The 12390-nt window shown below is 46.2% G+C and carries 12 protein-coding genes; all 12 read left to right on the forward strand.

Translation table 11 applies throughout. The features are described from left to right. The first annotated feature begins 28 nt into the window (after positions 1–28). The 12 genes from hisC (at position 29) to cysM (ending at position 12373) form a co-directional block, all read left to right on the forward strand. A complete protein-coding gene (gene hisC / locus NHB35_RS02665; RefSeq protein WP_353432862.1) occupies positions 29–1153 on the forward strand; it encodes a histidinol-phosphate transaminase in 1125 nt (374 codons plus the stop codon). Next, positions 1150–2034: a prephenate dehydrogenase/arogenate dehydrogenase family protein gene (locus tag NHB35_RS02670; RefSeq protein ID WP_353432863.1), complete on the forward strand. Its 885-nt coding sequence runs from the start codon at positions 1150–1152 to the stop codon at positions 2032–2034. The genes hisC and NHB35_RS02670 overlap by 4 nt, the downstream gene beginning before the upstream one ends. 5 nt (positions 2035–2039) lie before the next feature. Beyond that, positions 2040–3359, forward strand: a complete 1320-nt coding sequence (gene aroA, locus NHB35_RS02675) for a 3-phosphoshikimate 1-carboxyvinyltransferase (RefSeq protein WP_353433374.1) — start codon at positions 2040–2042, stop codon at positions 3357–3359. Positions 3360–3363: 4 nt separating this feature from the next. After that, positions 3364–4026, forward strand: a complete 663-nt coding sequence (gene cmk / locus NHB35_RS02680) for a (d)CMP kinase (RefSeq protein ID WP_353432864.1) — start codon at positions 3364–3366, stop codon at positions 4024–4026. Between the two features lie 154 nt (positions 4027–4180). Beyond that, positions 4181–5854, forward strand: a complete 1674-nt coding sequence (gene rpsA, locus NHB35_RS02685) for a 30S ribosomal protein S1 (protein WP_353432865.1) — start codon at positions 4181–4183, stop codon at positions 5852–5854. Between the two features lie 52 nt (positions 5855–5906). Next, positions 5907–6251 (forward strand): integration host factor subunit beta, encoded by a 345-nt coding sequence (locus NHB35_RS02690; protein WP_173955239.1) that lies wholly within the window; start codon positions 5907–5909, stop codon positions 6249–6251. Between the two features lie 60 nt (positions 6252–6311). Further along, positions 6312–7523 (forward strand): lipopolysaccharide assembly protein LapB, encoded by a 1212-nt coding sequence (gene lapB / locus NHB35_RS02695; RefSeq protein WP_353432866.1) that lies wholly within the window; start codon positions 6312–6314, stop codon positions 7521–7523. A 25-nt stretch (positions 7524–7548) separates the two neighbouring features. After that, on the forward strand, positions 7549–8913 hold the full coding sequence (locus NHB35_RS02700) for a UDP-glucose/GDP-mannose dehydrogenase family protein (RefSeq protein WP_353432867.1): 1365 nt from the start codon (positions 7549–7551) through the stop codon (positions 8911–8913). A gap of 26 nt (positions 8914–8939) precedes the next feature. Continuing rightward, positions 8940–9869 carry a D-glycero-beta-D-manno-heptose-7-phosphate kinase gene (gene rfaE1, locus NHB35_RS02705; protein WP_353432868.1) on the forward strand — a complete coding sequence of 310 codons (930 nt, stop codon included), beginning with the start codon at positions 8940–8942 and terminating at the stop codon, positions 9867–9869. After that, positions 9866–10885, forward strand: coding sequence for an ADP-glyceromanno-heptose 6-epimerase (gene rfaD, locus NHB35_RS02710; protein ID WP_353432869.1), 1020 nt, complete (start codon positions 9866–9868; stop codon positions 10883–10885). Before rfaE1 ends, rfaD begins: the two co-directional genes overlap by 4 nt. Before the next feature lie 88 nt (positions 10886–10973). Continuing rightward, positions 10974–11420: a helix-hairpin-helix domain-containing protein gene (locus NHB35_RS02715; RefSeq protein ID WP_353432870.1), complete on the forward strand. Its 447-nt coding sequence runs from the start codon at positions 10974–10976 to the stop codon at positions 11418–11420. A gap of 41 nt (positions 11421–11461) precedes the next feature. Beyond that, positions 11462–12373, forward strand: coding sequence for a cysteine synthase CysM (cysM, locus tag NHB35_RS02720; RefSeq protein ID WP_353432871.1), 912 nt, complete (start codon positions 11462–11464; stop codon positions 12371–12373). Positions 12374–12390: the final 17 nt, after the last annotated feature.

Genomic DNA, 12390 nt, shown 5'->3' on the forward strand with positions numbered 1-12390 from the left:
TAATCAGCAAACCATTTAGTAAATTCGAATGACTTCTAAGATCGGCCTAAAACATATTCATGCGATTGCCCCTTATGTTGGCGGCCGTCCAATTAGTGAAGTCGCGCGTGAGTATGGTCTTGATGAAAACAAGATCGTGAAGTTAGCGTCCAATGAAAACCCCTTGGGAATGCCAAAGTCTGCTCAGGATGCGATGCTCAAAGCTGCAAGCGATTTGGGTCGTTACCCTGACTCCAATGGATTCGAGTTAAAGAATGTTTTATCTAGCTCTTTAGGTGTGCCGCCTGATTGGATAACACTGGGCAATGGCAGCAACGATATTTTGGAATTAGCTGCGCGCGCAGTTGCGCAAGCAGGCGACGAGGTGATTTTCTCTAAGCATGCATTCGCTGTTTATCCGCTTGCCACTCAGGCTGTTGGGGCAAAAGCAGTAGAAGTTTTGGCAACTTCAAGTTACGGACATGATTTGCCAGCAATGCTAGCCGCTGTCAAATCTGCAGGTGATAAAGCGAAATTGGTTTTTGTGGCCAACCCAAACAATCCCACGGGAAGTTATCTCACTGCAAAAGAGATTGAAGATTTTTTAGTGGCGCTGCCATCGCATGTTGTAGTGGTGTTGGATGAGGCTTATAACGAATATCTCACGCCTGAGCAGCGTTACGATGCTATCGCTTGGGTGAAGCGTTTTCCGAATATGATTCTGTCGCGCAGCTTTTCTAAGGCTTACGGTCTTGCAGGTTTGCGCATTGGTTATGGGGTTGCTCAGCCACATTTAACGGATTTATTAAATCGCATTCGTCAGCCATTCAATGTGAATAGCCTTGCACAAGCTGCAGCGATTGCCGCTTTTCAGGACAAGGCGTTTTTACAAAAGGGCTTTGAGCTCAATTGCGCTGGTTACCAACAACTCACGAAAGCATTTGATCAACTAGGACTTCGCTATTTGCCATCAGCAGGTAATTTTGTATTGGTGAAGGTAGGCGATGATGATCAAGCTGGCGCGCGCATGAATTTAGCTTTGCTCAAGCGCGGCATTATTGTTCGTCCAGTTGGTAACTATGGTCTTCCGCAGTGGTTGCGTATCTCAATTGGTTTGCCGCAAGAGAATGCAGCATTTATTGATGCATTAAAAGCAATTTTGGCGGGCGAATGACCATCATTAATCCAGTAAGCAATTACGGCACCGTCACCATTGTGGGCGTTGGCTTGATTGGTGCCTCACTTGGCTTGGCTCTTAAGAAAGCAGGGGTGGTCACAAAGGTTTTGGGCGTTGGTCGTAGTAAAGAAAATTTAGATCAAGCACAAAAGATGGGTGCGATTGATGGCGTAGTGGATTTGATAGAAGCTACAAAGCAGTCAGATGTCATTGTGCTTTGTGTACCAGTAGCGCAGATGAGAGCCGCGTTTGAAACAATAGAGCCCCATCTAGAGTCGCGCACCATGATTACGGATACTGGCAGCACTAAAGGTGATATCATTTTGGCGGCTAAAGAAGTTTTAGGAAAGAAAGCTTGTCAGTTCGTGCCAGCACATCCGATTGCCGGTGGTGCGCAACATGGTGCTAGCGCAGCTAAGGCAGATTTGTTCCAAGGGAAACAAACCATCATTTGCCCCCTACAGGAAAACTCACCAGAAGATACTGCGTTGATTACTGGATTTTGGGAGTCAGTAGGATCTGTGGTGAAGAAAATTGGCGTTGTGCAGCACGATGCCATTTATGCAGCAGTCTCACACTTGCCACACATCTTGTCTTACGCCTTAATGGCTAGTGTGGTGAACTCTGAGGATGCAGATCAAAAGCTGGATCATGTTGGTGCTGGCTTTAAAGATTTCACGCGCATCGCCGCTTCTAGCCCAGAAATGTGGCGTGACATTTGCCTTGGTAACCGCACCGCCATTCTGAAAGAGCTTGATCAATATTTATTAATCGTCAATCACATGCGTAAATTGATTGCGGAAAATGATGGTGCGGGCTTAGAGAAATTATTCAATAAGGCAAGTAAGGCGCGCCAAGATTTGGATGCATCTGAATGAGTGGTTTGCCTGATATCAGTATTGGCCCATTCAAGCGAGCACAAGGCTCGATTGTCTTACCAGGCTCGAAGAGTATTTCTAATCGCGCGTTATTACTTGCAGCACTTTCCTCTGGAACTACGACTCTTAAAAACTTATTAGATGCTGATGACACCCAAGTCATGCGTAATGCCCTGCGCCAGCTAGGTCTCACAGTCACTGATAAAGACAATCATGTTTGCGTAGTTGAGGGTTGCGGCGGGAAATTTCCTGTGCAAGATGCAGACCTCTTTATGGGAAATGCGGGAACTGCCATTCGACCATTAACTGCAGCTCTAGCAATGCAAGGCGGTAACTATCGCCTCTCAGGCGTTGCGCGTATGCACGAGAGACCGATCCGTGATCTGGTTGATGGTTTGCGTCAAGTAGGCGCAAAGATTGAATACGAATTGCAAGAGGGTTATCCGCCGATTAAGATTTTGGCCTCACCTATTCAGATTAAAGATGTGGTGAAAGTACGCGGTGATGTATCGAGCCAATTCTTAACTGCTTTGCTAATGGCTTTGCCCTTGGTAGCAACTGAACCAGTACGCATTGAAGTGGTAGGTGAATTAATTTCACGTCCATACATTGATATCACTTTAAAGTTGATGGCTAGATTTGGTGTGACTGTTGCTTGTCCTGATGCGCAGTCATTCGTGATTCCAGCTAAAACATCTGATGCGGTTTATAAGAGTCCTGGCCAGTTATCGGTTGAAGGCGATGCTTCCTCTGCTTCTTATTTCTTGGCTCTGGGCGCTATTGGCGGTGGCCCAGTGCGCGTATTAGGTGTTGGAAAAGACAGTATTCAAGGGGATGTGGCATTTGCTGATGCGCTTGCCTTAATGGGCGCCAAGATTACTGCTGGTGAAGATTGGGTAGAAGTTGCTGGCGTAACAAATGCTAATGGCAAACTCAATGGCATCACTTTAGATTGCACGGAAATTCCAGATGCGGCAATGACTCTAGCGGTTGCCGCTTTATTTGCTGATGGTCCAACACGCTTAAACAATATTGCTAGCTGGCGCGTGAAGGAAACCGATCGGATCGCAGCAATGGCGAAAGAGTTAAAAAAAATTGGTGCAGTTGTTGAGGAGGGCGCCGATTACATTGTGGTGCAAGCACCAGCATCACTCAGTGATTGGAAATCTCCAAGTGAAGGCATTGATACCTACGATGACCATCGTATGGCAATGTGTTTCTCATTGGCTGCGTTTGGTCCGAACGCGCTCAAGATTAATGATCCGAACTGTGTGGCGAAAACTTTCCCAACCTACTTCTCGGAATTTGCGACGGTAGTTGCGTAATTTAATGAGTCAATTTCCAGTTATTGCCATTGATGGACCTACCGCTTCCGGTAAGGGAACGGTTGCATCCCTAGTAGCTCAAAAGTTAGGCTTTCATTATTTAGACAGCGGCGCCTTGTATCGTTTGGTGGCCCTGGCTGGTGAGAAAGAAGGCATGGATGCTAAAAATGGTCCAGAGTTAGGTTATTTAGTTCCTAAGTTATTGATTTCATTCAAAAATAATCAAGTTTTCTTAAATAATGAAGATGTGACTGAGGCTATTCGCACAGAAAACATCGGCTTGAGGGCCTCTGCGGTAGCGGTTCATCCAGAGGTGCGTACCGCTTTGGTGGGCTTGCAGCGCAGTTTTCGGCAATCTCCGGGCTTGGTGGCCGATGGTCGAGATATGGCTAGTGTCATATTTCCAGATGCGATTTTGAAGGTTTTCCTGACTGCAACAGCTGCCGCAAGAGCCGAGCGTCGTTATAAGCAATTGATAGCTAAGGGAATTTCTGCTAAACTTGAGGACTTGCTGCAAGATTTGCAGGAGCGTGATGCTAGAGATAGTAGTAGAGGCACCGCCCCCTTGTTAGTCGCAGACGGTGCAAAAGTGCTCGAAACATCAGATTTATCGATAGATCAAGCGGTTAAGACAGTTTTAGATTGGTATCAATCTGCAATTGTTTAGCTCAGTTTTGTAAGTAGTAGGTAGTGAGCTGTAGTTGTAAGTAGTAGTTTTGGTGTCTTGGGAAACTCCACAACGCGATTATTTCTTTAGCGTGTTTCTTTAGGCTTTTTTAACCTAACCCGTCGGGCCTTCTGGCGGCACAAAGTGAATATACATGTCTGAATCATTTGCAGAACTATTTGAAGAATCATTAACCCGATCGAATATGAAGACCGGCCAAGTTATTTCGGCTGAAGTTCTTCGCATCGACCATAACTTCGTCGTTGTTAACGCTGGCTTAAAGTCTGAAGCGTTTATTCCTGTTGAAGAATTCCATAACGACGCTGGCGAGATTGAAGTATCTCCTGGCGATTTCGTTTCTGTTGCTATTGACGCTCTTGAGAACGGCTATGGCGACACCATCCTCTCTCGCGATAAAGCGAAGCGTTTGGCCTCTTGGTTGAATCTGGAAAAAGCTCTCGAGCAAGCAGAAATCGTTACCGGTACTGTTACTGGTAAGGTTAAAGGCGGCTTGACAGTAATGGTGAACGGTATCCGCGCATTCTTGCCTGGATCACTTGTTGATACACGTCCAATCAAAGACACCAGTCCTTACGAAGGTAAGACGATGGAGTTTAAGGTTATCAAGCTTGATCGTAAACGTAACAATGTTGTGTTGTCACGTCGTGCAGTGGTTGAAGCCAGCCAAGGTGAAGAGCGTGCTAAGTTGATGTCTAACTTGAAAGAAGGCGCAGTAGTTACTGGCCTCGTTAAGAACATCACTGATTACGGCGCATTCGTTGATCTTGGTGGTATCGATGGTCTCTTGCACATTACCGATTTGGCATGGCGTCGTGTGCGTCACCCAAGCGAGATGTTGACTGTTGGCCAAGAAGTAACTGCGAAGATCTTGAAGTTTGATCAAGAGAAGAATCGCGTTTCACTCGGTGTGAAACAGCTTGGTGATGATCCATGGGTCGGTATCGCTCGTCGTTACCCACCAAATACCCGTTTATTCGGCAAAGTGACCAATCTAACTGATTACGGCGCATTCGTTGAAATCGAAAGCGGTATCGAAGGTTTGGTACACGTTTCTGAAATGGACTGGACTAACAAGAACGTTGCTCCAAGCAAGGCTACTGCATTGGGTACCGAAGTTGAAGTCATGGTTCTCGATATCGATGAAGACAAGCGTCGTATTAGCTTGGGTATCAAGCAGTGCAAAGCAAATCCATGGGAAGAGTTTGCACGTTCACAACAAAAAGGCGACAAACTTTCTGGCGCAATCAAGTCAATTACCGACTTTGGTGTGTTTATTGGCTTGCCTGGCGGTATCGATGGCTTGGTTCACCTCTCAGACCTCTCATGGAATGAGCCAGGCGAAGAAGCTGTTAAGAAGTACAAAAAAGGTGATGAAGTTGAAGCCACTGTATTGGCAATCGATGTTGAGAAAGAGCGTATCTCTCTCGGTATCAAGCAATTGTCTGGTGACCCATTCAATAACTACACCTCTGTGAATGACAAGGGCGCAATGGTAACTGGCACTGTTAAGAGTGTTGATGCCAAAGGCGCAACCATCCACTTAGCTGATGAAGTTGAAGCTTACTTGCGTGCCTCTGAGATCTCAACAGATCGTGTTGAAGATGCTCGCAATGTATTGAAAGAGGGCGATAGCGTAACTGCAATGATCATCAATATTGATCGTAAGTCACGTGCAATCAACCTTTCAATTAAGGCAAAAGACAGCTCTGATCAACAAGATGCAATGAGCAAGCTCCAAGGTGATGCGCAGTCTGGCACAACCAATTTGGGTGCTTTGTTAAAAGCAAAATTGGACAATCAAGGCTAAATCAATATCGCCGCTTTCCGTGAGGAAGGCGGCGATATTTTATTGATAGATCATGACAGATCAAGAGCAACAAGCGATCACCCGCTCCGAACTAGTGGAGAGCTTAGCGGAACAGTTTCCGCAGCTATTGCCTAGGGATGTGGAGTTGGCGGTAAAAACATTGCTGGACACAATGACTCAAGCCTTGGCTGAAGGTAAGCGTATCGAGTTGCGTGGCGTGGGAAGTTTTGTGCTTCACCATCGTCCTGCGCGCACCGGTCGCAATCCGAAGTCTGGTGAGAAAGTTTTGATTCCGGAAAAACGCGTTCCGCACTTTAAGCCTGGCAAAGAGTTGCGTGAGCGAGTGGACTATAAGCCTTTGAAACAGGCGAGCCCGAAAGAGGGTACTGGTGCCTAGTATTCAGGCTCAACCTCAGTGGTCCATTCGGACCATTTTTTTATTGGATTTTTGCTAAGCATGATTCAAATTGCGACATCTTGGTTATTGTTGCTACCAGTCATGTTTGGTATTGGCTGGCTTGCCTCCCGTTGGGATCTGCGATTGGAGAATCGTATGGATGAGCGTGAGCGCATGCGTCAACAGCGCTCCACCTTTAAAGGCTTGAGCCTTTTGTTAAACGAGCAACCAGATCAAGCCATTGAGACCTTGGTCAAGATTGCGCAGTTAGATCCTGAAACTATCGAGTTGCATTTTTCTTTGGGAAATTTATTCCGTCGTCGTGGTGAAACCGAACGTGCTATTCGGGTGCATCAACACTTAGCTAATCGTGATGACTTAAAACCGCGTGATCGAGATCATGCTGCCTATGAATTAGGTCGTGACTTCTTGCGTGCAGGACTGCTTGATCGCGCAGAAGCCTCTCTCAATCGTGTGGGCGATGGCAAGTACGCTGTCCCAGCAAAAGAGAGTTTGTTAGAGATGTATCAGGTAGAGCGTGATTGGAAAAAAGCGATCATTGCTGCTTCTGAGCTTGAAGGTCTTCAAGGTAAATCACATCGCATTGAAATTGCTCAATTCCATTGCGAACTAGCCCAAGACGCACTGCGTCGTAAAGACTTACATGAAGCTGAGCAATCTATTCAACGTGCTTTGCAAGCAGTACCAAATCACGCGCGTGGCCTTATTTTGCAGGGCGATTATTTAATGTCGATGGAGCGTCCTGCTCAAGCCATTGAGGTATGGGGTCTAGTTGCTGATTCACATCCTGCTTATATGCACCTGTTGGCGGATCGCTGGATGCTTGCTCATACTGCCTTAGGAAAAGAATCTGAAGGCTTAGATCGTCTCTGCACACTTTTGAAAACACAGGCTACTGGCGAGCTGTTGGATATCGTACATAAGCAGCTGATGAAGATTCGCGGGCCAGAGGCTGCCAATGCAATGTTGTCTGAGGTAATGCAACATTCCCCTAGCTTGAGCGCCTTATCAAAACTCGCTGAAACACGCCTTGCACTAGAAGAAGGCAATGCCAACCCAGAAAGACTCTCGGAGTTGCAGTCAATACTGAATCTCCTGCGCCAACGGACAACGAGTTTGGCTCGTTATACCTGTGGCAATTGTGGTTTCCGTGCGCGCAGATTCTATTGGCAGTGCCCAGGTTGTAATAATTGGGAGGCATACTCACCAAGACGCTCAGAGGGGGTTGCTCCAAGTGGCCCATTAATGTAATGAACTATAGAAAATAAGAGACGCAATGAAAGTTACAATCGTTGGAAGTGGTTACGTAGGCTTGGTTACTGGTGCTTGCCTCGCTGAGCAGGGTAACAATGTCTTTTGTTTGGATTTGGATCCAAAGAAGATTGAAATTCTCAATTCTGGTGGCGTGCCTATTTATGAGCCTGGCCTAAAAGAAATGATTGAGCGTAATCGTGCCGCTGGTAGATTACAGTTCTCCACAGATATCGCTGCTTCAGTAGCGCATGGTGATATTCAATATATCGCAGTAGGCACTCCTCCTGATGAAGATGGCTCTGCTGATTTGCAGTATGTTGTTGCCGCAGCGCGCAATATTGGTCGTCATATGACTACCCCAAAAGTTATCGTCGATAAATCGACTGTCCCAGTTGGAACGGCAGATAAAGTTCAAGCAGCTATTACCGAAGAACTTGAGAAGCGGAATTTATCTGCCGATCTTTGTTCCGTGGTATCTAATCCAGAGTTCTTGAAAGAGGGTGCTGCGGTAGAAGACTTTATGCGCCCAGACCGGATTGTGATTGGCACAGAAAATACACCAGCGGGTCTGCGCGCGAAAGAGCAGATGCGTAAACTTTATGCGCCATTTAATCGTCACCATGAGCGCACCTATTACATGGATGTAAAGAGTGCGGAGTTAACCAAGTACGCTGCTAATGCCATGTTAGCAACACGTATTTCCTTCATGAATGAGTTGGCCAATCTGGCTGACTTGGTGGGTGCGGATATCGAGGCAGTGCGCCAAGGTATTGGGTCGGATTCGCGCATTGGCTTTGGCTTTTTGTATCCCGGTACTGGTTATGGTGGATCCTGTTTTCCAAAAGATGTATCCGCACTATCAAAGACTGCCAAGGAACATGGCAGAGAATTGAAAATTCTCGGTGCTGTTGATGCGGTAAACGAGATTCAAAAGTATGTGTTGGTAGAAAAGATTGAAAAGCGTTTTGGTAAAGATCTTTCTAATATGAAATTTGCTTTATGGGGTCTAGCATTCAAGCCAAATACCGATGATATGCGCGAAGCTCCAAGTCGCGTCATTATTTCTGAGTTGGTTAAGCGTGGTGCTACGATTATTGCTCACGATCCAGTGGCAATGCCCGAAGCGAAGCATGCTTTAGAGTTGGATTTTCAGAGTAATCCACAGGGGCTGAAAAACGTTTCCATGGTGGATAACCCAATGAATGCGCTTGATGGTGCAGATGCGTTGATCATTGTTACAGAATGGAAAGCATTCCGTAGCCCCGATTTTGATGTGGTTCTCCAAAAATTGACTCGCCCCATTATTTTTGATGGACGTAATTTGTATGAGCCACAAGCAATGCAAGAGTTGGGTATTGAATACCACGGCATTGGGCGACATAATTAAGCAAGTCATTAGCAAAAGCTATTTATATGGAAAAAGCCAATCGCGAACAATTTTCTAAGGCACGTCTACTAGTAGTAGGGGATGTCATGCTTGATCGTTATTGGTTTGGCGATACCAACCGTATTTCACCCGAGGCGCCTGTACCAGTGGTCCAAGTTGGCAAGATTGATGAGCGCTTAGGAGGCGCTGCGAACGTGGCCCGAAATGTGGCGGCTCTTGGTGCGAAAACAACCATTCTTGGAATAGTGGGTCAGGATGAGCCTGGTGAACGCGTTATCAATTTGCTGCAGTCTGGTGGTGTTGATAGTCAGCTTGAGATTGATGCGAAAGTTCCAACGATTGTGAAGTTGCGTGTGATTGCACGCCAGCAACAATTAATCCGTTTGGATTTTGAAGAGACTCCCAGTGAGAAAGCGCTAGCGCACAAGTTAGAGCGTTTTGAAAAATTAGTTGGCTCTGCTGATGTTGTGATTCTGTCGGATTACGGTAAAGGGGCTTTAGGTCAAGTCGCTCATATGATTGAGCAGGCTAGAGCGCAAAACAAAATGATCTTGGTTGATCCTAAAGGCGAAGATTATGAGAAATATCGTGGCGCCACCGTTTTGACGCCTAATCGCAGCGAACTGCGTCAAGTGGTTGGGCGGTGGACTAGTGAAGAGGATCTCACCAAGAGAGCGCAAGATCTCAGAAAGTCTCTTAACCTTCAGGCGTTATTGCTTACCCGCTCTGAAGAGGGGATGAGTTTATATACCGAGGCAGGTGTCAGTCATGTCAAAGCGCAAGCTAGAGAGGTATTCGATGTATCTGGTGCTGGCGATACGGTAATTGCTACTTTGGCAGTTGCTCTAGCAGCTGGATGGCCATTAGAGCGGGCGATGGCGTTGGCAAATCGCGCTGGTGGAATTGTGGTTGGTAAGCTGGGTACTGCTACCGTTACTTCAGAGGAATTACAGTGACTATTATCGTAACTGGCGCCGCAGGATTTATTGGCGCAAATATCGTTCAGGCTTTAAATGTGCGCGGTGAAAAAAATATTATCGCTGTTGACGATCTACGTCCGGCTGATAAATATCGCAATTTAGCCGATCTCGACATTATTGATTACCTAGATAAGGATGAGTTTCTAGAAGCATTTAGAAATGGTCGCTTTGGTAAGGTAAAAGCAGTGTTTCATGAGGGCGCCTGCTCCGATACCATGGAGACTGACGGCATTTTTATGATGGCGAATAACTATCGATACACCATGGATTTGCTAGATATCTGCACTGCTCAAAAGGTTCAGCTCTTGTATGCCTCATCTGCTGCTACTTATGGCGGTTCCGATGTGTTTGTTGAAAGTCGTGAGCATGAGAAGCCTTTGAATATCTATGGCTACTCAAAGTTCTTGTTTGATCAGGTGATGCGCAAGCGTTTTGCTGAAAATGCCAATACTGCACAAGTGGTGGGCTTCCGTTATTTCAACGTATATGGTCCACGCGAATCACATAAAGGTCGCATGGCATCCGTAGCATTCCATCAATATCATCAATACAAAGCAAATGGTCATGTAAAACTATTTGGTGAATATGGTGGTTATGGACCAGGCGAACAAAGTCGTGACTTTGTATCGGTTGAAGATGTCGTTAAAGTGAATCTCTTTTTCTTAGATCACCCAGAAATTAGCGGCATCTTTAATTTAGGTAGCGGTCGTGCGCAGCCATTTAATGATGTTGCTCATGCTGTAGCCAACGCAATGCGCAAACTGGATAAAGCGAAGCCTGCAAGCCTTCAAGAGTTGGTAAAAGAAAGGGCCATTGAATACATTCCATTTCCGGGCGCACTCAAAGGTAAATATCAGTGTTTCACGCAAGCTGATTTAACAAAACTGCGAGCCGCTGGATATACAGAGCCCTTCCTGAATGTGGAGCAGGGTGTCAGCCGTTATATTGAATGGCTAGAAGCAAATTCTGATTTCTTGGCCAACCCACTATAAGCCAGTCAACTAGATCTATACATCTTCGTTGTAAATGATCCACGTGCACTTTGTGCCCGTGGATTTTTTATTGATCTCTGGAGAATGTATGAAAAACATCAATTTTGGAAGCGCTAAAAATATGATGAGATCTGTTGTGGTCTCAGCAGTACTCTCAATTTCTGGATTGGGCTTGGGTATAGGTATTGTAGGTATGGCAAACGCTTCACCTATTAATGTCAATACTGCTACTCAATCTGAACTAGAAAGCATTAAAGGTATCGGTCCATCTAAGGCAAAAACGATTATTGCGGAGCGTCAAGATGGTGGCCATTTTCAGGATGCTAATGATTTGCAAAAGCGGGTCCGTGGTATTGGTATGAGATCGGTTGAAAAAATGGTGGATAACGGATTAACCATTGAGGCACCAAGCTCTTTTCGGGAGCCCAATGGGCGTACGCAGAAAGAAGGGGGAGCCTCTAGCCGGCGTCATTCGCGTCATCAGGCTAATGGGCGAAATTCATCGGAGCGTGCAGCGCCACATCGCAGAAATTAGACCCTTTCGCGTTTAGGTGTGCTTACGGCTAAAATCAGTCTATGAGTAGACCTTCTTACCTAACCATCTCACAAACAGTAGGCAATACGCCTTTGGTGCGCTTGCAGCGTATTCCAGGATTGGAAAATGACAATCGCAACAATGTCATTCTGGGTAAGTTAGAGGGCAACAATCCAGCCGGGTCGGTTAAGGACCGACCTGCGCTGTCGATGATCATGCGCGCGCAAGAGCGTGGCGAAATTAAACCCGGCGATACCTTAATTGAGGCTACTAGCGGAAACACCGGCATTGCTCTAGCAATGACTGCCGCCATGTTGGGCTACAAAATGATTTTGGTGATGCCGGAAAATCAGAGTATTGAGCGTCGACAAAGTATGGCTGCTTATGGCGCCGAATTAATTTTGACGGCAGCTTCAGGCGGTATGGAGTTTGCAAGGGACTACGCATTGCAATTGCAGCGCGAGGGTCGTGGAAGATTGCTTGATCAATTTGCTAATCCTGATAATCCTAGAGCACACATCGAAACTACAGGGCCTGAGATTTGGCGCGATACCGATGGTCAGATTACTCATTTTGTTTCAGCGATGGGTACTACTGGCACTATTACTGGGGTATCAACTTTTCTAAAGTCCATGAATCCCAATATTCAGATTATTGGTGCGCAACCTGAAGAGGGTTCGCAAATACCAGGTATTCGTAAATGGGCTCCAGAATATCTACCGAAGATTTACCAAGGCGAGCGTGTTGATCGTATCGAATATGTAACGCAAGCAGATGCAGAAGATATGGCAAGACGTTTAGCGGTAGAAGAGGGAATCTTCTGTGGTATCTCTGCGGGTGGCGCTTTGGTTGTTGCTTTGCGCATCGCCCGTCAGGTTGAAAATGCTACGATTGTCTTTATTGTTTGTGATCGCGGGGATCGTTACTTATCTACGGGCGTTTTCCCAGCTTGAGCTACTAACTACAAGTC

It is taken from the genome of Polynucleobacter sp. MWH-UH23A, assembly GCF_040409805.1.
GTDB lineage: Bacteria > Pseudomonadota > Gammaproteobacteria > Burkholderiales > Burkholderiaceae > Polynucleobacter.